The organism is Streptomyces sp. NPDC054863 (assembly GCF_053610825.1).
Genome location: NZ_JBSGZD010000008.1, coordinates 51,969 through 76,430, shown reverse-complemented (window position 1 = coordinate 76,430; position 24,462 = coordinate 51,969). Strand labels below are relative to the sequence as shown.

The following is a 24,462-nucleotide window of genomic DNA, read 5'->3' as shown; positions in this document are numbered from 1 at the left end:
GAGGTGTGCGGGGCGGGCCGGGGGATTCGTTTCCTCCGGCCCGCCCCTTTCTCGTACGTACGCGAGTTTCTCGTACGTACGAGAGCCGGGTCAGCGGCGTCTTGAGGCGGTGCCGCGGTGGCGGGTGCCCAGGGCGTGGAGGAACTCCAGGGCGTCGAGGAGGACGGTGCGGTGGTACCAGGCGAGCCACTGGCCGGCCTGGGCGCCGAGTTCCGTCATGGCTTCGCTCTGCGCGGTGGTTATCGCCTTGAGCGGGCGGTCCATGTGGGCCGAGACCATGCCCAGGCAGACCCCGGCCGGGGTGAACAGCGGTGCGCTGTGGGCGGCGCGGCTGCCCGTCTGGAGGATCGCCCGGCGGGAGGGCTCGTCGAGGATCGGGTCGGACTCGACGTTCCTGATGGTCACCTGGGCGACGGTGCGGGCGGCCTCGGCGCACGAGGTGCCGTCCTCGCCGACGTGGGCGAAGAAGTCGACGAAGTCCGCGGACAGGTTGGTGTGGTGTTCGAGGCGCAGGCCCCCGCGCACCCGGTCGGGGAGCTGCACGTTGCCCATGTCGGTGCCGGTCACGGCGAGGACCTGGCTCAGTACGGAGCGCAGGACCGTGCCCTGGTTGAGGCCGTCGCCGGTCGTATGGCGGGCGGCTTCGTAGGTGAGGGGCGGGGCGGGGAGGCGGGAGCGGTGGGGGAACCACAGGGCGTGCGGGGTCTGTTGGGGGGCCGGGTCCGGCCGGGGGGTGCGGATGACGGCTTCGACGAGCAGGCGCATGCGGACGTTGTGCTGTTGGGAGGCGCGCTGGAGGAGGGCGAAGGCGGATTCGCCGTCGGGGAGGGCGTAGCGCTCCTGGAGGATGCCCTGGGCCTGGGAGATGAGGGGGTGGGTGTGGGCGCGGGCGCGGAGGTGGTGGAGTTCGGTACGGAGGCGGGTGAGGTCGGCCTGATCGGCCTGGGCGGCCTGATCGGTGGGGGCCGGTGGGGCCGGCGGGGCCTGGGCGGGGGTGGGCTGGTCCGTCACGTCTGGTGTCCTTTCAGGTCGGCCGTGTCTGGGGGCGGGGGGCGGGGGCTCGGGTGACTGGATCAGCTCACCACATGGGGGTGGGGTGGGTGGCGGGGGCCTGGGGTGTCCGGGGCGGGCGGTCGCGGAGGGGGCGCTCCGCGTGGGGCCGCCCCCTTGCCCGCCCGTTCCGCTCCAGGGGGCGGCCCCTGTGCCCGAGGCGGCGGGGTGGCGTGCGGTCGGGGTGGGACCGGCAAGGTGTCGGTAAAGGGGGGTGTGGGGTGGGTTTAGCGTGGGCGTATGACTGAGTACGGAGCCTTTCCCGGGGCGCGGCCCCGACGACTGCGGACGACGCCTGTCATGCGGCGCATGGTCGCGGAGACGCGGCTGCATCCTGCCGATCTGATCCTGCCCGCGTTCGTGCGGGAGGGGATCAGCGAGCCGGTGGCGGTCTCCGCGATGCCGGGCGTCTACCAGCACACGCTGGAGACCTTGCGGAAGGCGGCCGTCGAGGCCGTGGACGCGGGGGTCTCCGGGATCATGCTGTTCGGCGTGCCCGAGGACGAGAAGAAGGACGCGGCGGGGACGGCGGGGACCGACCCGGACGGCATCCTCCAGGTCGCGCTGCGGGCGGTGCGCGAGGAGGTCGGGGACGATCTGATCATCATGTCCGACCTGTGTCTCGATGAATTCACCGACCACGGGCACTGCGGGGTGCTGGACGCCGAGGGTCGCGTCGACAACGACGCCACGCTGGAGCGGTACGCAGAGATGGCCCAGGTGCAGGCCGACGCGGGCGCCCACGTCGTCGGGCCCAGCGGCATGATGGACGGTCAAGTCGGTGTGGTCCGCGATGCGTTGGACGGAATCGGGCGGGAGGACGTGTCGATTCTCGCGTACACCGTGAAGTATTCGAGCGCGTTCTACGGGCCGTTCCGGGAGGCCGTCGGGTCCTCGCTGACGGGCGACCGCAAGACGTACCAGCAGGACCCGGCCAACATCCGTGAGTCGCTGCGGGAGTTGGCGCTGGACCTGGAGGAGGGTGCCGACATGGTGATGGTCAAGCCGGCCGGTCCCTACCTCGACGTCCTCGCGAAGATCGCCGAGAACGCGGACGTGCCGGTGGCCGCGTACCAGATCAGCGGCGAGTACTCGATGATCGAGGCGGCGGCCGAGAAGGGCTGGATCGAGCGCGAGCGGGCCATCATGGAGTCGCTGACCGGGATCAAGCGGGCCGGTGCGCAGATGATCCTGACGTACTGGGCCACGGAGGCCGCGCGCAACCTCTCGCGGTAGAAGGGGCGTTGGGGGCGGTTCCCGCGCGGCGCGGCACCCGCCTCCTGGTCCGTCGCGCTCTCCGGGCACCCCCCTCTCGGGAATGTCTCACTTACACGTTTCAGTGAGACATCTTTTTGGGCCCCCTGCTCCGGCGCGCGGCTGCGGGTGGCGCGGACCTCCGGGCCGGAGTTCAGGGGTGGGGCCGTGCGAGGTCGAACCCCGGGCTGTCGTTGAGGGACAGGGAGTCCCGTCCGAACCCGTTCGTGAACGCCAGCGAGTGGTCGTAGGGGTTCAGGAGATACGCCGGGCCGGGCAGGTGCAGCCTGCCCAGCACTGCTCCCTCCTGGATTCCGGCCGTCTCCGTCGGGCACTTCTTCTTGCCGACGGTGAAGTCGTGGAAGGCGATCGGCGGCGGTGAACCCGCGATGAGATCCGGTGCGCCCTGATGTCGAGGAGCAGCAGGAGGGCGGCGGTTGAGGCGAGTGGTGAGGGCCAGGTCCGGCCGTCCGTCCTGTGGATATGTGGAACATCTCTGGAGGGCGCGTAACTCGTCCTGGATTGCAGGGAGTTGGTGTCAGCGGCTGAGGACTTCCGCCGGACGGGAGAGGCCGTCGGTCACGTGGCCCTCGCCGACCGCGCGGTCCAGCAGGTGCTGGAGGCCGGTGATGAGGTCGACCGGGAGGCCCTGTTCGAGGTGGGTGGTGACGAGGTGGGGGAGGGCGGCCTGGTCGACGGCCAGGTTGAAGGCCGACGAGGACGAGCTCGCTTGCGGCGATCGCTTCGGCGACGGTGGCGGTGTTCGCGGACATGGGTGAGGAGCTCCTCGGGAGGGGTGGGCAGGGGACGGCGGGGCCCTCGGAAAGCCCCTGAAGGGGCGCCCCTTCGAGGAGGGGCGCGAGGGGGCGCTGATCAAGTACGCACCTTTTTACGGGTGGTTGCCGCGAGGTGCGTGGGAGGAGGGAAAGTGCAGATGGGAGGGGGTGAGGGGGTGTTGTCAGTGGTGGAACCTAGAGTGGATGCACTGATCGAAAACGGGTCGGCGGGCGGGCGGAGTGCGGCTGCTCACGGGGTGAAGTGCGGGCGGGGCGGGGGCGGTTCGGATGCTGTGGCAGGTCGAGGCCGACGGATATGTGGCGGGGCTGGACGCGGAGTTGGCGTGGGTGTTCCGCAATCCTCGGGGCGGGAGGCTGAAGCAGGTGCCCCGGACGCTGGAGGGGCATCCGGAGCTGGCGCGGATGCGGCGGCTGAAGCAGATCGCCCGGGCGCACGGGCAGGAGTGCGCGGAGCGGGCGAAGGAGTGGGCGGCTTCGGGCGTCGCCGTACCGGAGGAGCTGGCGGCAGCCGATCCGGCGTGGCGGGAGGCGCTGGAAGAAGCGGGGGTCCGGGTCCGGGACGGCATCGGGGGCGGGGTCCGGGCGGGGGACGGTGCCGCGGGTGAGGCCGGGGAAGGGCTGAGTGAGACGGGCGAGGCGGGTGAGGCGGGCGAGGTTGAGGAAGGGCTGATCGCGCGGGCCTACGTCCACGCTGTCAGCGGGTGGCGCCTCGTGCAGGTGATGGCGGAGGAGACCGCTCCGTACCGGGACGTGGTGATGGGGTACCGCGGCTGGGAGCGGGCGGAGGGGTTCGGGACGGGGCTGTCGGGTCGGGGGGAGAGCTCCGAACTGCCCTTCCCCGAGCGGGCGTTGGCGGCACATCCCTCCATGGTGGAGGCCGTGCTCGAAGCGGCGGACGGGCTGCGCGAGTGCGGGTCGTACAAGAAGAGCATCGACGCCTTCCTCAAAGGGCTGGAGAAGTCCGCGCCGGTGCTGCTGCCGGTGTTCCTCGACGCGGCGGCGGAAGCCTGTCTCGGCGGCGAGTACGGGCCGGACCTGGACGCGGCGGCGGCCTACTTCGGGCGGGCCAGGAAGGCGGAGCGGGAGCGCGGGCGCCCGATGGACCAGGCGTGGGTGCGGGAGCGGTACCTGAAGTACGCGGACGCGAAGGCACTGTCGGCCACGGCGGTGCGGGCGCGCGCCAAGGAACTGGGCGCCAAGGGTGCCTGCACGCCCGCGCGGGCGGCGGAGTTCCGGGAGCTGGTGACCCGGCGCGCGGCAGCCGCGGGCGGGGGCGGCGGGGTCCATCCGCAGCTTGCGGCGGATGTGCGCAAGGTGGCCAAGGGCGCGGGGCTCGATCCGGAGCAGGAGCTTGCGGCGGTCCTCGTCGATTCGGGGCTGGTGCGGGACATCTGGCTGAACAAGGACGAGTTCTGGACGGACGTACTGAAGGGGAAGGCCTTCGACCTGGCGGTGGCGCGTGAACCGGAGGCCGTGCGGGCGGGGGTGCTGCGGCTGGTTCCGGGCAGCTGGGCGTCCTGGCAGAGGCTCTGGGCGGAGCTGCTCGACCGCAGTGGGCTGATGGCCCGGCTGACCGGGCAGGAACCGGGACTGGCCGAGGGGGCGGCGGCGAAGTGGCTGCGCCGTTGCATGGACTCGCTCAACGAGCGACGCAGGCCGAAGGAGTTGCTGTACGACCTGGCGGAGCGGCTGGCGCCACGGCTGGCGGCCGACGGGGTGCCGGTGGACATCTGGTACGACCCGTCGCGCCGGGGCTGCCCGCAGGGACTGCCCCTGGACCTGGCCGACCTGCTGCTGGAGCACGGGGTGCCGGTCACGGACCCGCCGGAGCTGCTGGGCGGGATCAAGCTCCACTCGGTGCACGTGGAGCGGCGGCCGGAACTGCGGTTCGTACGGGCGGACCCGCGGTTCGCCCGGGAGTTGAGGGCCTTGCTGCGGGCGGGACTCGACATGCGGGGCGACGTCACCTACGGCGGCAACACCTGGTACCAGCCGCACGAGGCCAAGGGCTGGGCCGAGCTGCCGCCGCTGTATGCGCACGGGATGGGCCACGAGGTGCTGCGGGAATGGTGCGCGGCGGAGCGGGAACTGCTGGCGCGGGGCGTCTCGCTGGAGCAGCTCGCCCTGCTGCTGGGCCGGTTCGCGCACGCGGGCGTCGCCGTGGACACGGTACTGAAGGACGCGGGGGCGGCGGAGCAGTTCGCGGCGGTGGACGTGGTGGGACTGGTGCGGGCCGCGCTGCCGGAAGGAGTGGCCGAGGACCGCGAGGAGGTGGCCCGGCTGCTCGCCGGGACGGGTGCGAAGTCCGTCTACGCGAGCGAGCGGGTCCGGCTGGGGGACCGGGGGTATGTGCTCCAGGTCGGGGCCAACTGTCTGGTGGGGCTGGAGCGGACGGTGGGACGGCTGGCTCCGGAGGGGTGGCGGGCGGCTCCTGTCTGCGGGGAGGACGGCGGTGGGGAGAGCGCCTCGGCAGGGGTTTCGCGGGGCGAGGGCGACGGCGGCCGTGTCCCGGCAGGGGTTTCGCGGGGTGCGGGCGATGGCGTGGGGGCCCGTGCGGGGAAGGGTGCGGGGGTGCGCGGGGGAGAGCTCGCCCGGAGCGGCCTCGGCCTGGTGTGTCACCGGCTGGTGGAGTTGGCGATGGACACGTCCGCCGCGATCTGGCGGGGCGAACTCACGGCTCCGAGCGCCAAGTTCGAAGCGGGCTACGGCCTGGCCGGACAGCTGACGGGGCTGCACGCCTTCACCGCCCGCCAGGCCCTGACCCACGAGTCCCGCGGCCCGAACCGGAGCGCCGCGGGACCGGCGGTGTTCGCCGACTACGCGAACCTGCCGTTCGTCGCAGGCGCCGCCGAGCACGCCGGCCGCTGGCGGATCGTCCGTACGGAATGGAAGGGCGAGCGCGCCGGATTCGTCGGGGCGGCCTACCGGACGGAGACCTCCGCCGCCGTCGTGCTGGACGCCTCGCCGAACCACCGGACGCTGCTGGAGTACGCCCCGCAGGGCGAGTTCGGCGAAGGCGGGCCGCTGGCCGCGGGCGGCTGCGGGGCCACCTCCGCGCAACTGCTGAAACCGCAGCGGGACGCCTCCTGGTACGCACGGTTCGCCGAGCTGTGGGCGGAGCGGGGGCGGGTGCCCGCCCGGCCCGAGCTGGCCGTCGCGTTCGCCCGGCGGACCGGCATGTCGGTGGCGGGCGCGGCACTGCTGCTCGTCGCTCACCTGGACTGTGACCCGTACCAACTCGCCGCGGTGAACCCGGTGTTCACCACGACGGCCTGGCCGGAGAGCTGGCAGCTGAAGCGCGCGGAGGTCGACGCCACGGCGGACGGCATGGCCGGACTGCTGGACCGGGCCGACGTCACCGCGCTGTACGAGCGGCTGCTGCCCGACGACCCCGAGCGGCTGTGGACCGACGGGCCGCACGTCGGGCGGGCGCTGCGCTGGTGGCTGGATCGGTTCGGGGAGCCGTTGCCCGCACCGATCGAACTGCTCCCGCTCGCGGGCAAGGAGTCCGTACGGCCCAAGGGAGAGCACGCGCTCCCGCGCGACCGGGGCCGGGACAGGATGTGGTGGCCCACCTTCCGGTTCGAGGCGCTCGCCGGACGGCTCGCCACCGGGGAGGCGGTGCTCGACTCCGGCCTGCCGCCCCTCGCCGGACCGCCCGACCTGCTCGGCCCGGTGCGGGTCGCTGCCTGGCTGGCGTACCGGACCCGGGTGGGCGACCCCGTCCGGCCGGCCGTCGGTGCGGCGATCGGCCGGCTGAGGTCCGAACTGGCGGCGGGTCCCGGCCCGCTCACCCTCTTCTCCGTGCAGTCCAACTACCTGATGGGCGCCCCCGAATCGCCCGAGGACGCGGGCCTGACCACGCATCCCGCCGTGACGGTGGAGGACGACGTCACGTACGACATGCGCAATGTCCGGGTGGACCCGGCCCTGCTCTCCGGGGCGGACGACCCGGTTCTCGACCGGCTGGACGACTACCTGGACTCGGTGCTGCCCTCGCAGTGGGTCCCGGCGAGGAGCGGGCTGCCGGGCATCGCGGACCTGCGGATACTCCTGTCGCCCGAGTTCGGCGAACTGGGTGAGCAGCTCGCGGGGGAGCGGGCGGGGCAGCTCGCCGGGGAGCAAGCGGGGGAACAGGCGGCGGAGTGCGCGGGTGGCAGCGAAGCCGGGTGGGCGCAGCATCCCGCGCGGTCGGTGCCGCACCTGGTCCCGGCCTGTGCGGCGGCCTACGGGCTGAGCGCGGACGCGGCGGCGTACTTCCTGATGCTGGCCGCGCTGCCCGACCCGACCGACCGCATGGTCAAGCAGTGGACCGGCTGGAGCCCGGCCCGCTTCAAGGCCGTACGGGAGGAACTGGCCGCATCCGGGCGGGTGGTGCAGGTGACCAGGTCGCGCGCCGGACGCGGGCTGTTCGTGCCCGGGGTCTGGCAGGAGCGGAAGGTGCCGCGCCTGCCGTTGGAGGCCGTCAAGCTCCGGCTGATCGGCCCGACCGCCGCCGAACACCGCTCCACCGCGCACCTGGCGACGGTCCCGCACGGGCCGGTGGCGTCGCTGTTCGAGAGGTGCGCGGCGGAGCAGGGGGTGCTGCCGGTCGAGGGCGGCCCGGCCGGCGGTGCCCCGGTCAGAGGCTGCTGACGTCGTCGGGGGAGGACTGCCAGAAGGAGACCTTGACCGAGGAGTCGACGTAGACGCCCTTGGCGGGCAGGCCCACGCTGACGAAGCCGTCCACATTGCGGTGCCCGGCGTCGTAGAAGCCGAGGGAGAGGGACTTCGCGGTGTAGCCGGGGTCCGGGGTGCCCGTCGGGGAGGAGAGCTTCACGGCGGCGTACCCGCTCTCGCCGGGCTTCAGGCTCACCACGGCCTGCGGCTGGGTGTCCTTCATGGACGGCGGTACGGACTGCGCGCCCTCGAAGCGGACGACCGGGGCGTAGAAGAGGTCGCAGAGCTTCGAGCCCTTGTTGGTGGCCGTGAGGATCATGGTGTTGAGGGGGCGGCTCACCACCTGGGCGGTCACCTTGATGTGGGAGGCGTCGCAGCGGGCGCGCTGGGCGGGGGCGTGGGGGTCGTTGGTACCGCTGCCGGTGCTGCTGCCGTTGCCCTTGCCGGTGTCCGTACCGCCGGAGCTCTTGCTGCCGGTGCTGGAGCCTGCGCTGCCGCTGCCGGAGGAGGACTGCTGGGTGTCGCCGCCGGACTGGCCGGGCTTGGACGTCCCGTCGGGCTTGTCGTCGGTGGCGGGTCCGGAGGGAGCGCCGGAGGGGGCGGACGTACGTGCGGCGCCGGCGTCCTTGGTGCCCTCGCCGCTCTCGCAGGCGGTGAGGGAGAGCGTCGCGGCGAGGGCCACCGCCGAGGCGGCGAACAGACGGGAACGGCGTGCGGTGCGTGCGGACATGACGGATCTCATTTCGGTGTGGGATGCGGCGTGTGGTGCGGCGTGTGTGACAGGGGCCGCTCGACCGGTTGCCGGGAGCGGCGTGCTTTGATGCCCAGAGCTTGTACGACGGGCCGTCCCAGCCGCCAGGGCTGACGGGGAGTTGGGGATGGGTGGAACGCTCGTACCGGCTTTGACCTGCGGTGATGCGGCGTTCTTGGAACGCCGGGATGGGATGGGACCGGTGTCCGACACTGGGGGAACGGCCGAACTCGCGGAATCCCTGCGGGAGCTGAAGGACCGTTCGGGGCTCAGCTACGGAGTGCTCGCCAAGCGGCTGCACATGAGTACGTCGACGCTTCACCGGTACTGCAACGGGGACGCCGTGCCGACGGAATTCGCCCCGGTGGAGCGGCTGGCCCGGCTGTGCAGAGCCACTCCCGACGAGATGGTGCGGGTGCACAGGCTGTGGATCCTGGCGGACGCGGAGCGGGGGAAGAGGGGGGCTCCGGCTCCGGAAGCGGAGCCCGTAGGACCGGAGCCCGCGCAGTCGGCTGCCGTGCAGCCGGAGCCGGAGCCGGAGCCGGAGCCAGAGCCCGATCCGCTCGTCTCGCTCCGTAGCGGCGACAGCGGTGTCCCCGTCGCCTCCGGCGCCTCCGGCCGCAAGCGGCGGCGCAATGTGCTCATCGGGGTCGGGACCGCTCTGGCGGTGGCCGCCTCTGCCGTGTGGGGTACGCACCTGCTCGGCGCCACGGGGGACGAAGGATCCGGTGGGCGGGCGGTGGGTGCCGTGTCCTCGGCCGGGCCGAGCGCGGGGCCGACCACCGACGACGGTCCGGCGAAGTCGCCCTCGTCCGCCGCGCCGTCCGGTTCCGCGCCCGGCTCGCCCGACCGCACAGGCGCCCCCTCGCCCGGTTCTCGGGGTAAGGGACAAGAGGGTCAGGGCCAGGGCCAGGTCCAGGGTCAGGGTCAGGAGCAGGGCGAGAGCAGCGGCCGAGGCGGGGGAAAGAGCGACGGCAGCACCGCAGTCCCCTTCTCCGCCGCCGTCCGCCCCTTCGTCTACGAGACTCCGTGCAGTCAGTACTTCCTCGTTGACGCCCCGCCCCAGCGGGTCGCCCCGCCGCCCGGCGAGCAGGAAGCCCCCGGCTGGGCCGCCTCGTACAAGGCCGTCTCCGCCGACGACCAGCTCGTCGCGCTGACCCTCCAGGGCCGCTCGAAGGAGACCGTCGTGCTGGAGGCACTGCATGTGCGCGTCGTACGGAGCAGTGCCCCGCTGCCCTGGAACCGGTACGCCGCAGGCGTCGGCTGCGGCGGCAACGTCGACACCAAGTCCTTCACCGTGGACCTCGACGCGGGCCGACCCGTCACCGCTCCGCACGCGGGCCAGCGGGACTTCCCGTACAAGATCAGTGAGACCGACCCCGAGGTCTTCTACGTCAAGGCCCGCGCCCGCGCCCAGGACGTCACCTGGTACCTGGAGCTGGAGTGGTCCAGCGGCGGGAAGCGCGGCATCCAGCGCATCGACAACCACGGCACACCGTTCCGCACGAGCGGTTCCGCCGGACGGCCGGAGTACGTGCACCCGCTGGGCTCGACGGCGTGGGAGAAGCCGCTCGTCGACGAGCCGGGAACGGGCCCCTGAGCGGGCCCTGAACAGCCGCGCGAGCAGGCGCGCGAGCAGGCGCGCGAGCGGATCGGGGCACGGATACGGGTACGTGAACGGCCCCGGCGGAATCACTCCCGCCGGGGCCGTTCCCGTACGTACGGAGAAGGTCAGAGCCGCTCGGGGGTGCGGATGCCCAGCAGGGCCATGCCCCGGTGCAGGGTCGCAGCCGTCAGCTCCGACAGGAACAGACGGTTGGCCGCCACGTCCGCCGGGACCTCCGCCTTCAGGATGGGGCACTGGTCGTAGAACGTCGTGAAGAGCGACGACAGCTGGTAGACGTACGCGGCCAGCTTGTGCGGCTCGTACGCGGCGGCCACCTCGGCCACCGTCTCGCCGAACCGGTCCAGGTGCAGGCCCAACGCCCGCTCCGCCGGGGCGAGTTCGAGCTCCGGGTGCGGCTGCGGGGCCAGGGTGCCGCTCGCGTGGCGGCTGATCGACTTCGACCGGGCGTACGCGTACTGCGAGTACACCGACGTGTCGCCGTTCAGCGACACCATCTGGTCCAGGTCGAACTTGTAGTCCCGGGCGGCCGACGTCGACAGGTCGGCGTACTTCACCGCGCCGATGCCGATCTGCGCACCGTTCTCGACGATCTCGTCCTCGGTGAGGCCGACCTTCTCGTTGTTCTTCTCGCGCACGACGGCCGTCGCCCGCTCGATCGCCTCGTCGAGGAGGTCCACGAGCCGTACGGTCTCGCCCTCACGGGTCTTGAACGGCTTGCCGTCCTTGCCGAGCACCGTGCCGAAGCCCAGCTGGTGCGCCGTGACGTCGTCCGTCAGCCAGCCCGCCCGCCGGGCCGTCTCGAAGACCATCTTGAAGTGCAGCGACTGCCGGACGTCGACGACGTACAGCAGGGTGCTGGCCTTGAGGTCGCCCACCCGGTTGCGGATCGCGGAGAGGTCGGTGGCCGCGTAGCCGTAGCCGCCGTTGGACTTCTTGACGATCAGCGGCGTCGGGTTGCCGTCCGGGCCCTTGACGTCGTCGAAGAAGACGCACAGCGCGCCCTCGGAGCGGACCGCGACGCCCGAGTCCTCCAGGATCTGGCAGGTCTCTTCGAGCATGGCGTTGTAGCCGGACTCGCCGACCACGTCCGCGTCGGCGATCTCCATGTCGAGCTTGTGGAAGACGGAGTAGAAGTAGATCTTCGACTCGTCGACGAACCGCTGCCACAGGGCACGGGACTCCTCGTCGCCCGCCTGGAGCTGTACGACCCGGTCGCGCGCCCGCGTCTTGAACTCCTCGTCGGAGTCGAAGAGGACCCGGGACGCCTTGTAGATCCGGTTCAGGGCGGACATCGCCTCCTCGCCGTCGATCTTGTCGGCGCCGCCGTGGTCCAGCTCGCTCGGGTGCTCCACCAGGTACTGGATGAGCATGCCGAACTGGGTGCCCCAGTCGCCGATGTGGTGGCGCCGTACGACCTTCTCACCGGTGAATTCGAGGATCTCGGCCATCGCGGCACCGATCACGGCGGACCGCAGGTGCCCGACGTGCATCTCCTTGGCGACGTTCGGCTGGGCGTAGTCGATGACCGTCGTGCCGGCGTTCTCGTTGTACGGAACACCGAGCCGGTCGTCGGCGGCCCGGGCGGTGAGGGTCTCGACGATGGCGCGGTCGGAGACGGTGATGTTGAGGAAGCCGGGTCCCGAGACCTCGATCTCCTTCAGCACGTCACCGGTGGCCAGGCCCTCGACGACCTGCGCCGCCAGCTCCCGCGGGTTCGCCTTCGCCTTCTTGGCGAGCGCCAGGATGCCGTTGGCCTGGAAGTCGGCCCGGTCGCTTCGGCGCAGCAGCGGGTCCGCGGGGGCGGCATCCGGCAGGGCTGCCGAGAGTGCGTCCGCGAGGCGCTGATTGACGGTCGAGGCGAGCGAAGGGACCGAGGCCATGGGGTGCCGTTCCTGTTGGTGAGTTCCTGGGATCTGCCTTCGAGTATTTCACGCAGCCTCCTGGGCCCCGGCGCAACCTAATTCGGCAGGCCACCGTCTGCCTGTCTGGGACAATGGCCTACGCCAGCTTTCACAGAATCCGGAGAACCAAGGACGTGCCGACCGTGGCTCAGAGCAGCACCCCCGAGACCGACTGGGTCTCCCGTTTCGCGGACGATGTCATCGCCGAGGCGGAGCGGCGTGCGCCTGGCAAACCCGTCGTCGTCGCGTCAGGCCTCTCCCCCTCCGGCCCGATCCACCTCGGCAACCTCCGCGAGGTCATGACCCCGCACCTGGTCGCCGACGAGATCAGCCGCCGCGGGTACGAGGTCCGCCACGTCATCTCCTGGGACGACTACGACCGGTACCGCAAGGTGCCGGAGGGCATTCCCGGCGTCGACTTCTCGACCTGGGGCGAGCACATCGGCAAGCCCCTGACCTCGGTCCCCGCCCCGCCCGGCTCCGCGTACCCGAACTGGGCCGAGCACTTCAAGGCCCCCTTCGTGGAGGCGCTCGGCGCACTCGGCGTGGAGTTCGTCGGCGTCAGCCAGACCGAGGCGTACACCGCGGGCGCGTACCGCGAGCAGGTCCTGCACGCGATGAAGCACCGCGCGGACATCGACGCCGTACTGGACCGGTACCGCACGAAGGACAAGCCCGGCGGCAAGAAGTCGCAGAAGCCGGTCGACGAGGCCGAGCTGGAGGCCGCCGAGGGCTCGGGCGCCGCGTCCGAGGACGACGGCACGAGCGGCTCCTCGTACTACCCGTACAAGCCCTACTGCGGGCAGTGCGGGCGCGACCTCACCACGGTGACCTCGTACGACGACGAGTCGACCGAGCTGTCGTACACCTGCGTGTGCGGCTTCGCCGAGACGGTGTTCCTCAAGGAGTTCAACCGCGGCAAGCTGGTCTGGAAGGTCGACTGGCCGATGCGCTGGGCGTACGAGGGCGTGATCTTCGAGCCGAGCGGTGTCGACCACTCGTCGCCCGGGTCGTCGTTCGTCGTCGGCGGGCAGATCGTCCGCGAGGTCTTCGACGGCGTCCAGCCGATCGGCCCGATGTACGCCTTCGTGGGCATCTCGGGGATGGCGAAGATGTCGTCCTCGAAGGGCGGCGTGCCGACCGCGAGCGACGCGCTGAAGATCATGGAAGCACCGCTGCTGCGCTGGCTGTACGCGCGCCGCAGGCCCAACCAGTCGTTCAAGATCGCCTTCGACCAGGAGATCCAGCGGCTGTACGACGAGTGGGACAAGCTCGCCACGAAGGTCGCGGACGGGTCGGTCCTGCCGGCGGACGCGGCGGCGTACGCCCGGGCGATCGGCACCGCGGCGGGCGAGCTGCCGCGCACGCCGCGCCCGCTGTCGTACCGGACGCTGGCGTCCGTCGCGGACATCACGGCCGGTGCGGAGGACCAGACGCTGCGCATCCTGAGCGAGCTGGACCCCTCGGACCCGATCGCGTCGCTGGACGAGGTGCGGCCGAGGCTGGACCGGGCGGAGTCGTGGATCACGGCGTACGTCCCGGCCGACCAGCGGACGCTGGTCCGCACCGAGCCGGACGCCGCGACGCTCGCGGAGCTGGGTGACGCGGACCGGGAGTCCCTGCGGCTGCTGGTCGAGGGCCTCGACCAGCACTGGTCGCTGGACGGTCTGACGACGCTCGTCTACGGCGTCCCGAAGATCCAGGCGGGCCTGCCGGCGGACGCGAAGCCGACGCCTGAGCTGAAGGTGGCCCAGCGGACCTTCTTCGCGCTGCTCTACCAGCTGCTGGTCGGGCGCGACACGGGCCCGCGCCTGCCCACGCTGCTGCTGGCGGTGGGGGCGGAGCGGGTGCGGAAGCTGCTGGGCGCGTAGCGGGGATCGGGCGGGGGCGGTCGCGAGCGCGCGCCGTCGTGAGGGGGCGGGCTCCGCGTGGAGGCCGCCCCTTTGCCCACCCGTCCCGTCGGTACCACTGCATCTTTCGGCGGACCGGCGGTCCCCGCCGTTCCGTCCCGCGCAGGACGCGCCCCCCGGGGGCCTCGCGGCATCCTGGGGCCATGAAGAACGAAATCGTCCTCACCGTCGGCTGGGTCGTCGCCATCCAGGGAATCCTCGGCTTCGTCGGCCGCACCTGGTTCGACAACGACTGGGGCCTGCTGCACCTGTGGTTCGCCCCGCCCACCGCGCTCTACATCGCGATGGCCGTCATCGGCGCCGCACTCGCCTTCGTCGGCGAGACGGCCAAGAAGCGCTCCAAGGCCCGGACCTACTAGAAGGGACCGACCGGAGCGGACCGACCGGAGCGGACCGACCGGAGCGCGCCGCTCAGGCGATGTGCTCGTCCAGCTCCAGCTGGAACCGCTCCTCGTACCGCTTGGTGTACGTCTCCAGCTCCTCCACCGGCAGCTGCTGCCCGTACAGGTCGTCCAGGTACGAACCGAACTGCAGCGGCGTCGGGAACGCCCCGTTCGCCCCCGCGCACTTGCGGAACGCGTCGTAGTACGCGTCGTCGTCCAGTACGAAATCGGCTTCGACTGCCCCCTCGGCGGAAGCGAAGTCGGGCCCGAACTCGGCGTCGTAGTCCGGGTGGTAGCCCCCGAGCGGACGACTGCGGCCAGGACCGGACGGCACCATCACCGGGTGCCCGTCCACGTCGACGCCCTGCGGGAAACGCTCGTCGTACTGCGCCGGGCCCTGCGCGTGGCCGACCGGTGCCGCGAACCACGGGCTCGGGTGCTCCTGCGGCTGCTCGGCCGGAGCGGGAGCGGGTACGGCGGCACTGTCGGCGTCGGCCTCCGGAGCCTGCTTCACCAGATCCGCCCGCGGCCGGTCCTGCGCCGCCTCGGCGGCCCGGGCCTCCGCAGCCTGCACCTCCGCGGCCTGGGCATCCGCAGCCTGCATCTCCGCCGTCTGCTCCTGGGCTATGAGCCCCGGGTCGTCCTCACCCGTACGCCCCTCCTCCCGCCGCGCCGCAGGCAACGCCGGAGCACTGGTCGCGGACGACGCCGCCACCGGTGCCGGAGGCAGCAGCATCGGCTCGATGCCCGCCGCCGCGAGACCCGCCGCCGCGGTGTCCGCGATCGGGATCCCGTACTTCGCGAGCCGCAGCGGCATCAGAGCCTCGACCGGCGCCTTCCGCTTCCAGGAGCGCCCGTACCTGGCCTGGAGGCGGGACTGGTAGATCAGCCGGTCCTGCTCCAGCTTGATCACCTGCTCGTAGGAGCGCAGCTCCCAGAGCTTCATCCGCCGCCACAGCCTGAAGGTCGGCAGCGGCGACAGCAGCCACCGGGTCAGCCGCACGCCCTCCATGTGCTTGTCGGCCGTGATGTCCGCGATCCGCCCCACCGCGTGGCGGGCCGCCTCCACGGAGACGACGAACAGGATCGGGATCACCGCGTGCATCCCCACGCCCAGCGGATCCGGCCAGGACGCCGCGCCGTTGAACGCGATCGTCGCCGCCGTCAGCAGCCACGCCGTCTGCCGCAGCAGCGGGAACGGAATCCGCATCCAGGTCAGCAGCAGGTCCAGCGCCAGCAGGACACAGATCCCCGCGTCGATGCCGATCGGGAAGACGTACGAGAAACTGCCGAAGCCCTTCTCCAGGGCCAGCTCGCGGACCGCCGCGTACGAACCCGCGAAACCGATCCCCGCAATGACCACCGCACCCGCGACCACCACACCGATCAGTATTCGGTGCGTGCGCGTCAACTGCATCGCGGCCACCCGCGATCCCCTCCCGTACGTCCACACCCGGCGGTACCTGCCCGGCGGCCTCAGCCTGGCACACGCACACGGGGGTCCGGCCCCCGAATAAGGACCGAACCCCCGCAAAGCCGCTCAAACCGGGCCCAGTTGTAGTCAAGTCGTTGACTACCCCACTACGCGCCGACCTCTACTGCCCGCCGACTTCTACTTGTTCGCCGCGGCGATCGACGCCACGACCTCCTTCGCCGCCTTCTGCGCACCCTTCATCAGGTCCGCCGAGTCCGGCAGCTTCGCGCCCGAGTAACCCGCACCGTTGTAGTCCAGCGTCACCACGACATTGCCCGTACGGGCCACCACGATCGCGTGCTGGAAGTCCGTACCCGACTCGCGCGCCTGGTACGAGGTCATCGACGCCTCGTCACCGATCCCGCTCACCGGATTGGTCCGGGCGTCCTTCGCGCCGTCCTTGCCCTTCACCTTGGCGACCTGCTTGGCCAGCTGCTTGGCGGCCCGCGACTCACCGGTGCCCAGCGCCTGGTTCGACTCGAAGCGGTTCAGCAAGTACGTCAGGTAGTGGTACTGCGAGCCCTTCACGCCCTTGTCGTCCAGGCCCTTCCAGGAGCAGCCCCGGCGGACCTCCGGGTCCGAGGACTTGTCCGCGGTGCCGCCGGCCTCCTCGGCCTTCGGCACCAGTTCCTCGATCGAGTCCTTCGACAGTGCCTTGCACACGTCCGGCAGCTTCGCGAACTTCGCCGGAGCCACCGTCGGAGGCGCCGACGGCGTCTGCTTCGCCGCGGCACCCTGGTCCTTCTTCGCGCCGCCGTCAGAACCGGAACCCGAACCGGAACCGGAGTCCGACGAACAGCCGGCCACGACGAGCAGCGCCGGAGCGGCGACCGCGCAGGTCAGTACGCGGGCGATACGGGGGGCTTTTCGGTACATGGTTCCTGTCATTCCTTCTCTGTTGCGTATGGCGCGGATCACTCGCTGCTGTCGGTCACTCGCTTACTCGCTCACTCGCTGCTGGAGGAGAACTGCTCGGCGAGTTTACGGGCCAGGCCCTGCGCCCGGTCCTGGAGCGCCCTGCTGTCCGGGAGCTGGCCGGTGCCGCCCGGCTGCTCGCCGTACTTGATGCTCACGATCACGTTCGACGTCCGGAAGACGACCGAGACCGTACGGTCCTGGGCCGTGGCCGGCCCGGTCTTCGTCTCGTCCAGGAAGGCGGCGTCACCGAGACCGCCGAGGGTACGCGGCTCCAGACCGGTCGCGTCGGGATCCTGGGGCGTACCGGAAGGAGAACCGGGGGCTACGGGCGTGCCGGTCGCGGCCGGGGAGGAGGGGGGCGCCGTCGAGGACGGGGAGGCGGGGGGTGTCGTCGGAGCGGGCGGCACGGGCAGGTCCGCGGCGTCCAACTTCTCTTCGTACACGGCCTGTGCGCGGTCGTCGTCGCTCACCGCGGTGTCGTACGAGACGACCCGCTCGAAGTCCACGCTCAGCAGATGGGTGGCGTCCGGCGACTCGGCCTTCCAGCGGCAGCCGACCCGGCGGTCCGTGTCATAGGTCACCGCGGGATCGCCCGCGAACAGCTTCTGCTGCTGCTCGTCGGGCAGCGTCTCCGCGCCCGGCAGCATCGCCTTCAGCGTGGACCGGTCGATGATCCGGCAGGGCTCGGGAAGCGTGCGGTACTTGCCGGGCTGGGCGGCGGGTGCGGCGGACTCCCCGGACTTGGCGTCGACCGCACTGTCCGGGCCTTCGCTGTCGCCGGAGCAGCCGGTGACACCGATGGTGAGGGCGGCGAGCAGTGCAAGGCCGGGCACCAGGCCAGGTACGCGCCCCTTGACGTACGCAGACGGCTTTCGCGGCACGTTCCCAGGCCTCCTTCGGAGGAAAAGTAGTTGCCGCCCGGAGGAGGCCGATGACCACAATGTGTATCGCACACGCCGGTGTGGATGCCGGTCCGCTGTCCCTTTCGCGGGCCTCCCTCACTCTTTTTGCGTTTTGCGAACTTTGCTTATGTCTCGGGGGCTACTCATACTTCGGGGGAATTGAGGAGAAATGTCGTACGTAGAGGTACCGGGCGCGAAGGTCCCGATCCGCATGTGGGCCGATCCGACGGCGGTGGAGGAGGGCGCGATGCGCCAGCTCCAGAACGTCGCCACGCTCCCCTGGATCAAGGGCCTGGCCGTGATGCCGGACGTCCACTACGGCAAGGGCGCCACGGTCGGCTCGGTCATCGCCATGCAGGGCGCGGTCTGCCCGGCGGCGGTCGGCGTCGACATCGGCTGCGGCATGTCCGCCGTGAAGACCTCCCTGACGGCGAACGACCTCCCGGGCGACCTCTCCCGCCTCCGCTCGAAGATCGAGCAGGCGATTCCGGTGGGGCGGGGCATGCATGCGGATCCGGTGGATCCGGGGCGACTGCACGGGTTCGCCACGGCGGGGTGGGAGGACTTCTGGGGGCGGTTCGAGGGGGTGGCGGATTCGGTGAAGTTCCGTCGTGAACGTGCCATGAAGCAGATGGGAACCCTCGGCGCCGGCAACCACCATTGCGAGATTTTGATCGATATCGACGGTTCGGTGTGGCTCTCGCTCCACTCGGGCTCCCGGGCGATCGGCAAGGAGCTTGCCGACCACCACATCGGCGTGGCCCAGAAGTTGCCGCACAACCAGGGCCTGGTCGATCGCGACCTCGCGGTCTTCGTCTCGGACACCCCGCAGATGGCGGCGTACCGCAACGACCTCTACTGGGCGCAGGAGTACGCGAAGCACAACCGTACGATCATGATGAGCCTGCTCAAGGACGTCATGCGTCGGGAGTTCAAGAAGGCCCGCGTCACCTTCGAGCCGGAGATCAGCTGCCACCACAACTATGTCGCCGAGGAGCGTTACGACGGCATGGACCTGCTGGTGACCCGCAAGGGTGCGATCCGTGCAGGTTCCGGCGACTTCGGGATCATCCCGGGCTCGATGGCCACGGGCACGTACATCGTGAAGGGTCTCGGCAACACCGCCGCTTTCAACTCGGCCTCGCACGGCGCGGGCCGACGGATGAGCCGCAGCGCGGCCAAGCGGCGGTTCACCACTCGGGATCTGGAGGACCAGACGCGCGGCGTGGAATGTCGGACGGACTCCGGCGTGGTGGACGAGATCCCGGCGGCGTACAAGCCGATCGAGCAGGTCATGGACCAGCAGCGGGACCTGGTCGAGGTGGTCGCGAAGCTTAAGCAGGTCGTCTGCGTCAAGGGGTGAGCGTTCACGGGGTGGCCACGGCGTGGGGAGCTTCTGACCACCCCGTGGTTCGTCACTGGTCGAGAGGGGCCTCACCGGGAGCCGCTACCTGGCCGGTCCGCAAGCGCCAGAGGCGTAGCGAGCAACTGCTCTCGGTACGGTCAAGTTCGATGCTGGCTGCTGCTGCATTTCCGAGTTTCAGCAGCACGGTGTCTTCCCAGGACTTCCAGATCCGACGGCCGACGACCCGTTTCATGCCTGTCGGGCGTTCCCAGGCGGCGAGTGCCGCCGCCGCGTGCTGCTTACGTTCCAGCGAGAGGCAGCCGGGATAGTACAGGTGCGCCGCCAACTGCATCGCTGATTCCTTCTGGTACATCACGTTGTAAATGTCGTCGCGCTTGTTGCGCCCGATGTACCGCTGAGCGCCGGTGACTTTCTTGCCGTAGAAGCAGAAATAGGCCCCGATTGCAGTGCTGGCCGTCGTGAGCGAGATGAACGGGAACCCTTGGGCCGTGTAGCCCACGGAGCCGTCCGCGTCGACCACCCCGCGTAGGTAGTCGCGGCGCGAGAATCCTGCTCTGGGCGGCGTGATCTTCTTCGACTTCTTGCCGTACGGGAGCCCGATCTCGTTGAGTCGGGTGCGGGCTTCGAGGGCGCACAGGGTCCACGTTGCGGAGTGATGCGAATCCGAGAAATTCGTGGTCCGGGTGCGCTCGGTGATGCTGCTGTTGTACGGCGTCAGTCGCTGGAACTCGCGCAGGATGGCGATGTCCCGGACGTTGATCTCGACGGCCAGGTGCCCCCTGTGTCGCGTGCCCTCGGACATGTGCCCGTCGGCCTGCAAGAACCCGAACATGTAAGCGTAGTTGGGGTCCTTCAGGTCCATGAAAGACACTGGCGCCTCGGGCGTCAGGGCACTGAGTTCGAACAGCGTCGGAGGGTTAGAGTCGTGTTCAGCCATCGGGAAGTTGCCTCTTCCTTGTGGTGAGGCCCTCGGTCGGGAGTGCAATCCCTGCCGAGGGCCGCTCTGTGTGAGGTTGTGGGGCGAGCCTAGGACGGGATTTCGGGGGTCGGGTGGGTGATCCCCTGCGTTCACCCGTACGAGTGGGAGGGCAGGGAGCCCGGTTAGGGTGCCGAGGGCAGTGCGTCCGTATTGCCGATTTCAGTACAAGTGGAGTTCCGCGCGTGTCCGTGTCCGAGTCCGAGAAGACTTCCGAGCTGCGTTCCGACTGTGGGAGCTGTTTCGGGTTGTGCTGTGTGGCGTTGACGTTGACGAAGTCGTCGGACTTCGCCATCGACAAGCCGGCCGGGAAGCCCTGCCCGAATCTGGGGGAGGGGTTCGGGTGCGGGATTCATTCGCGGTTGCGGGGCGAGGGGTTCTCCGGGTGCACCGTGTACGACTGTTTCGGGGCCGGGCAGAAGGTGTCGCAGGTGACCTTTGCGGGGGTCAACTGGCGTGAGGAGCCCGGGAGTTCGGAGCTGATGTTCGCGCTGCTGCCGGTGATGAAACAGCTGCACGAGCTGCTCTGGTACGTGGCGGAAGGGCTTCGGCTCGATGTCGCGCGGCCCGTGCACGGGGAGTTGCGGCGGCTGCGGGACGAGACCGAGGAGCTGACCCGGGGGAGCGCCGAGGAACTGGTGGCGCTCGATGCGGAGGGGCATCGGCTGAAGGTGAACGCGGTGCTGGTGCGGGTGAGCGAGCTGGTGCGGGGGGAGTGGGCCGCTGCCGTTCCGAGGAAGAAGAACGGGAAGAAGCGGAAGACGGATCTGCGGGGGGCGGATCTGATGGGGGCCCGGCGGGCGGGGGCCGATCTGCGCGGGGTGAATCTGCGCGGGGCCTATGTGATCGCGGCGGATCTGAGCGGGGCGGATCTGCGCGGGGCCGATGTGATCGGCGCGGACTTCCGGGACGCGGACGTGCGGGGGGCGGATGTGAGCGCCGCGCTGTTTCTCACGCAGACGCAGGTGAACGCGGCGCGAGGGGATGCGGCGACGAAGCTGCCCGAGGGGCTCGACCGGCCGGCCCATTGGGCCTAGCGGGCCCGGGACGGTGTTCGGCGTGCATGCCGGACGCGCGTCCGGGGTGGGTGCCGAATCAATGTCTCACTGACACGTGTAAGTGAGACATTTTTTGGAGGCACCGCGACGGGCGGGTGGTGCCCTCCCCACCCGCCCGGGTGCGCGGAGCGCTACAGCTCGCGGTGGACCTTCGTGTTGGAGGCCTGGGCGCGGGGGCGGACCACCAGGAGGTCGATGTTGACGTGGCTGGGGCGGGTGACCGCCCAGGTGATCGTTTCCGCCACGTCGTCGGCGGAGAGGGGTTCGGCCACACCCGCGTAGACCTTGGCGGCCTTCTCGCTGTCGCCGTCGAAGCGGGTGAGGGCGAATTCCTCGGTCTTGACCATGCCGGGGGCGACCTCGATCACGCGGACCGGGGTGCCGACGATCTCCAGGCGGAGGGTTTCCGCGAGGACGTGGCTGCCGTGCTTGGCGGCTACGTAGCCGCCGCCGCCCTCGTACGTTCCGTGGCCGGCCGTGGAGGAGACGACGACGATCGTGCCGTCGCCGGAGGCGGTCAGGGCCGGGAGCAGGGCCTGGGTGAGGTTGAGGGTGCCCAGGACGTTCGTCTCGTACATCTGGCGCCAGTCGGCGGGGTCCGCCGTGGCGACGGGGTCGGCGCCGAGGGCTCCGCCCGCGTTGTTGACGAGGACCGCGATCGTGCGGAAGGCGGTGGCGAACTCGTCGACCGCCGCGCGGTCCGTGACGTCGAGGGGGTAGGGCATGGCCTGGTGGCCGGCTGCCGTGAGTTCCTCGGCGAGGGCTTCGATGCGGTCCTTGCGGCGGGCGGTCAGGACGACGCGGTAGCCGGAGGCGGCCAGCTGCCGGGCCGTGGCCGCGCCGATTCCGCTGCTCGCTCCGGTGACGACGGCGATGGGGGCGCTGGGCATGCGGCTGCTCCTCGTACGTATGACGGCGGATGGCGTGGTGCTTGGTGCGTACGAGGATATGGGGGGCGGTCAGCGGCCCCTCGGGGCGTACATGATCAGGGCCATGCCGAGGAGGCAGACGAGCGCGCCGGTGATGTCCCAGCGGTCCGGGCGGTAGCCGTCCGCGACCATGCCCCAGACGATCGAACCCGCGACGAAGACTCCGCCGTACGCGGCGAGGATGCGGCCGAAGTCGCCGTCGGGCTGGAGGGTGGCGACGAAGCCGTAGAGGCCGAGGGCGATCACGCCCGCGCCGATCCAGATCCAGCCCTTGTGCTCCCGTACGCCCTGCCAGACCAGCCAGGCGCCGCCGATCTCGAAGAGGGCGGCGACGAGGAAGAGGGCTGCTGAGCGGGCTACGTGCATGGGCATAAGGGTGGCATGTGAGGGGTGGAGTGGGGGATTTGGGAGGAAACGGGTAGGTGGGTGTCCATGTCATCTCTGTTGCGCAAGGGGCTGTTGGTGCTGGTCGCGGGGCTGCTCCCGCTGGGCGTGGGGGGAGTGGCCCTCGCAGAGGAAGGCGAGGCCGATCTCGGGCACCACGGGCAGGTCGTGTACCAGGGCGGGCGGCTGGCCATGCAGCTGCGGACCTGGAACCACGGGCCGGTGAGCCTGGACTCGGGGGCGGTGCGGGTGTCGTTCTCGGCGCCGGTGAAGGGGAGGATTCCGCGCGCGTGCGTGCGCCGGGCGCCCGCCGTGCTGGTCTGCGAGACCGGGGCGCTGCGGGCCGGGGCGGCGGGCGCGCGCAGGATCGGCTTCGATCTGCGGGTGAGCGGAGCGCCCGTCGAGGTGGTGGTGGAGGTACGGACGGTACGGATGGGGCCGGCGGAAACGAGCCTGGCGACGCGGGACCTCAACCCGGCCAACGACCGGGTCCGGGTCCTGGCCCCGGACACCGGGGACGTCTACTACTTCTGACGTTTACTTCTGACGTTCTGACGGCCGGGGCAACGGCAACGGGGCTGTTGCCGCTGCTGCGGGTCGGCGCCGCCTAGCTCTTCCCGGGCTGCCCGTTGCGTCGCCCGGCCCGCTTCCCCGGGGCGTACGCCGCCCATGCCACGTATCCGTCCGGGCGGATCAGCAGCGACGACTGCCGTGCCCAGTGCGCCCGGACCGTGTGCGGCGGTACGTCGGTGGGGGTCGGGCCCTCGGCCGCCGCCACCAGTACGTACTCGCCCTTGCGCAGCAGTTCGTAGAGGCGGCCCTCGGCGAGTGCCAGGTCGGGGACGCGGCGGCCGACCAGCGGGTGGGCGCCGCGCGGGGCGCCGTACGAGATGCCGATGCCGGAGATCATGCCCATCGCGCGCGAGGTGACCGGGCGCAGCGAATTGAAGAGTCGGGTGGCCACCGCGCGGCCGGTGCGCTGGAGCGGGGTGTGCGCCATGGCGATGCGGATCAGGGCGCCGCTGGTGCGCAGGACCATGGCGCCGACCGGGTGGCGTTCGGCGTGGTAGGTGTCGAGGAGCTGGTCCTCGGCCCGGCCGCGCAGTACGGCAGCGAGCTTCCAGGAGAGGTTCGCGGCGTCCTGGAGGCCGGTGTTCATGCCCTGGCCGCCGGCCGGTGAGTGCACGTGTGCGGCGTCTCCTGCGAGGAAGACGCGGCCGGTGCGGTAGGCGGGGACCTGGCGTTCGTCGCTGTGGAAGCGGGACAGGAAGCGCGCGTCGTGCATGCCGAAGTCGTTGCCGAGCGCGGCGCGGGCGATGTGCCGGACCTCGGCGAGGTCGACGGGGTCGGTCTCGGGGACCTCGTGGTGGCGGTCCCAGCCCATGACCCGGTAGTAGCCGTCGCCGAACGGGACCATGAAGGTGAAGGCGTCGCCCTGGCCGCCGATGGTGAGGGTGGAGTCGGGCTCGTCGGTGAGGCGTACGTCCGCGAGGACGATCGACTTGATGACGGACTCGCCGGGGAACGGCAGGCCGAGCGCGCCGCGGACGGTGCTGTGGACTCCGTCGGCGCCGATCAGGTACGGGGCGCTGAGCTCGCTCTCGCCGCCGTCGGGGGTGCGGAGGCGGGCGGTGACGGCGGTCGTGTGCGGGGTGAGGCCGAGGAGTTCGGTGTCGTAGCGGAAGTCCACGCCCGCGGCGCGGGCGCGGCGCTCCAGCAGGTGCTCGACCTCGTACTGAGGGGTGATCAGGACGAGCGGGAAGCGGGAGTGGAGGCGGCTGAGGTCGAGGCTGAGGTTGCCGAAGAAGTTGAGGTGGGTGAGTTGCCGGCCCGTTTTGAGGAGTTCGTCGGCGAGGCCCCTGGCGTCGAGCACTTCGAGGGTGCGGGCGTGCACGGCGAAGGCGCGGGTGAGGTTGCCGGCGGTGTGCGCGCGGCGTTCGACGAGGGTGACGCGCAGGCCTGCGGCGGCGAGGTCACCCGCGAGGAGCAGGCCGGTGGGGCCCGCGCCAACGACGATCGCGTCGGTCGTCCCGGGGTCGCCGGCGGGGGTCCGTGTCGGGTTCTCTCGTGGCGTCGGGGCGTCCTGAGGGGTCGGCATGACGGCACCCTCCCCGCGTCTTCGG

Annotated in this window: 20 protein-coding genes; 8 read left to right on the top strand and 12 right to left on the bottom strand. The window is 71.0% G+C overall.

The window, feature by feature from the left end; translation table 11 throughout:
- Positions 1 to 90: 90 nt before the first annotated feature.
- Positions 91 to 1,011, bottom strand: coding sequence for an ANTAR domain-containing protein (locus tag ACWGIG_RS03565; RefSeq protein ID WP_453319828.1), 921 nt, complete (start codon positions 1,009 to 1,011; stop codon positions 91 to 93).
- A gap of 279 nt (positions 1,012 to 1,290) precedes the next feature.
- Here ACWGIG_RS03565 and hemB point away from each other — a divergent pair, with 279 nt between their 5' ends.
- Positions 1,291 to 2,286 carry a porphobilinogen synthase gene (gene hemB, locus ACWGIG_RS03560; protein WP_453319827.1) on the top strand — a complete coding sequence of 332 codons (996 nt, stop codon included), beginning with the start codon at positions 1,291 to 1,293 and terminating at the stop codon, positions 2,284 to 2,286.
- A gap of 172 nt (positions 2,287 to 2,458) precedes the next feature.
- Here hemB and ACWGIG_RS03555 read toward each other — a convergent pair whose 3' ends face one another.
- A complete protein-coding gene (locus ACWGIG_RS03555; RefSeq protein WP_453319826.1) occupies positions 2,459 to 2,602 on the bottom strand; it encodes a hypothetical protein in 144 nt (47 codons plus the stop codon).
- Positions 2,603 to 2,842: 240 nt separating this feature from the next.
- On the bottom strand, positions 2,843 to 3,181 hold the full coding sequence (locus ACWGIG_RS03550) for a hypothetical protein (RefSeq protein WP_453319825.1): 339 nt from the start codon (positions 3,179 to 3,181) through the stop codon (positions 2,843 to 2,845).
- A gap of 187 nt (positions 3,182 to 3,368) precedes the next feature.
- On the opposite strand from ACWGIG_RS03550, the gene ACWGIG_RS03545 reads away from it, so the two are divergent.
- Positions 3,369 to 7,736 (top strand): hypothetical protein, encoded by a 4,368-nt coding sequence (locus ACWGIG_RS03545; RefSeq protein ID WP_453319824.1) that lies wholly within the window; start codon positions 3,369 to 3,371, stop codon positions 7,734 to 7,736.
- On the opposite strand, the gene ACWGIG_RS03540 is transcribed toward ACWGIG_RS03545, so the two are convergent.
- Positions 7,723 to 8,490, bottom strand: coding sequence for a DUF4232 domain-containing protein (locus tag ACWGIG_RS03540; RefSeq protein WP_453319823.1), 768 nt, complete (start codon positions 8,488 to 8,490; stop codon positions 7,723 to 7,725). The two genes, ACWGIG_RS03545 and ACWGIG_RS03540, sit on opposite strands and share 14 nt — an antisense overlap.
- A 214-nt stretch (positions 8,491 to 8,704) precedes the next feature.
- Here ACWGIG_RS03540 and ACWGIG_RS03535 point away from each other — a divergent pair, with 214 nt between their 5' ends.
- Positions 8,705 to 10,111 (top strand): helix-turn-helix domain-containing protein, encoded by a 1,407-nt coding sequence (locus ACWGIG_RS03535; RefSeq protein WP_453319822.1) that lies wholly within the window; start codon positions 8,705 to 8,707, stop codon positions 10,109 to 10,111.
- Between the two features lie 131 nt (positions 10,112 to 10,242).
- Here ACWGIG_RS03535 and argS read toward each other — a convergent pair whose 3' ends face one another.
- On the bottom strand, positions 10,243 to 12,018 hold the full coding sequence (gene argS, locus ACWGIG_RS03530) for an arginine--tRNA ligase (protein ID WP_453319821.1): 1,776 nt from the start codon (positions 12,016 to 12,018) through the stop codon (positions 10,243 to 10,245).
- Positions 12,019 to 12,173: 155 nt separating this feature from the next.
- On the opposite strand from argS, the gene lysS reads away from it, so the two are divergent.
- A complete protein-coding gene (gene lysS / locus ACWGIG_RS03525) occupies positions 12,174 to 13,910 on the top strand; it encodes a lysine--tRNA ligase (RefSeq protein ID WP_453319820.1) in 1,737 nt (578 codons plus the stop codon).
- A 182-nt stretch (positions 13,911 to 14,092) separates the two neighbouring features.
- Positions 14,093 to 14,308 (top strand): hypothetical protein, encoded by a 216-nt coding sequence (locus tag ACWGIG_RS03520; RefSeq protein WP_453319819.1) that lies wholly within the window; start codon positions 14,093 to 14,095, stop codon positions 14,306 to 14,308.
- Between the two features lie 52 nt (positions 14,309 to 14,360).
- On the opposite strand, the gene ACWGIG_RS03515 is transcribed toward ACWGIG_RS03520, so the two are convergent.
- The 3 genes from ACWGIG_RS03515 to ACWGIG_RS03505 all read right to left on the bottom strand — a co-directional run bounded on the left by ACWGIG_RS03515 (position 14,361) and on the right by ACWGIG_RS03505 (position 17,605).
- On the bottom strand, positions 14,361 to 15,758 hold the full coding sequence (locus ACWGIG_RS03515) for a DUF2637 domain-containing protein (protein ID WP_453319818.1): 1,398 nt from the start codon (positions 15,756 to 15,758) through the stop codon (positions 14,361 to 14,363).
- 186 nt (positions 15,759 to 15,944) lie between these two features.
- On the bottom strand, positions 15,945 to 16,682 hold the full coding sequence (locus tag ACWGIG_RS03510; RefSeq protein ID WP_453319817.1) for a DUF3558 domain-containing protein: 738 nt from the start codon (positions 16,680 to 16,682) through the stop codon (positions 15,945 to 15,947).
- 71 nt (positions 16,683 to 16,753) lie between these two features.
- Entirely contained in the window at positions 16,754 to 17,605 is an 852-nt protein-coding gene (locus ACWGIG_RS03505) for a DUF3558 domain-containing protein (protein WP_453319816.1), read from the bottom strand.
- A 190-nt stretch (positions 17,606 to 17,795) separates the two neighbouring features.
- Here ACWGIG_RS03505 and ACWGIG_RS03500 point away from each other — a divergent pair, with 190 nt between their 5' ends.
- A complete protein-coding gene (locus ACWGIG_RS03500) occupies positions 17,796 to 18,989 on the top strand; it encodes an RtcB family protein (RefSeq protein ID WP_453319815.1) in 1,194 nt (397 codons plus the stop codon).
- Between the two features lie 52 nt (positions 18,990 to 19,041).
- Here ACWGIG_RS03500 and ACWGIG_RS03495 read toward each other — a convergent pair whose 3' ends face one another.
- Positions 19,042 to 19,929 carry a hypothetical protein gene (locus ACWGIG_RS03495; RefSeq protein WP_453319814.1) on the bottom strand — a complete coding sequence of 296 codons (888 nt, stop codon included), beginning with the start codon at positions 19,927 to 19,929 and terminating at the stop codon, positions 19,042 to 19,044.
- 230 nt (positions 19,930 to 20,159) lie between these two features.
- Here ACWGIG_RS03495 and ACWGIG_RS03490 point away from each other — a divergent pair, with 230 nt between their 5' ends.
- A complete protein-coding gene (locus ACWGIG_RS03490) occupies positions 20,160 to 21,005 on the top strand; it encodes a pentapeptide repeat-containing protein (RefSeq protein ID WP_453319833.1) in 846 nt (281 codons plus the stop codon).
- Positions 21,006 to 21,157: 152 nt separating this feature from the next.
- On the opposite strand, the gene ACWGIG_RS03485 is transcribed toward ACWGIG_RS03490, so the two are convergent.
- Both ACWGIG_RS03485 and ACWGIG_RS03480 read right to left on the bottom strand, forming a co-directional pair.
- A complete protein-coding gene (locus ACWGIG_RS03485; protein ID WP_453319813.1) occupies positions 21,158 to 21,916 on the bottom strand; it encodes an SDR family NAD(P)-dependent oxidoreductase in 759 nt (252 codons plus the stop codon).
- A 69-nt stretch (positions 21,917 to 21,985) separates the two neighbouring features.
- The gene (locus ACWGIG_RS03480) at positions 21,986 to 22,321 is read right to left on the bottom strand and encodes a YnfA family protein (RefSeq protein ID WP_453319812.1); all 336 of its coding nucleotides are present in this window, start codon (positions 22,319 to 22,321) and stop codon (positions 21,986 to 21,988) included.
- A 66-nt stretch (positions 22,322 to 22,387) separates the two neighbouring features.
- Here ACWGIG_RS03480 and ACWGIG_RS03475 point away from each other — a divergent pair, with 66 nt between their 5' ends.
- The gene (locus ACWGIG_RS03475; protein ID WP_453319811.1) at positions 22,388 to 22,873 is read left to right on the top strand and encodes a hypothetical protein; all 486 of its coding nucleotides are present in this window, start codon (positions 22,388 to 22,390) and stop codon (positions 22,871 to 22,873) included.
- 73 nt (positions 22,874 to 22,946) lie between these two features.
- Here the strand turns inward: ACWGIG_RS03475 and ACWGIG_RS03470 are convergent, their stop codons facing one another.
- A complete protein-coding gene (locus tag ACWGIG_RS03470; protein WP_453319810.1) occupies positions 22,947 to 24,437 on the bottom strand; it encodes an FAD-dependent monooxygenase in 1,491 nt (496 codons plus the stop codon).
- Positions 24,438 to 24,462: the final 25 nt, after the last annotated feature.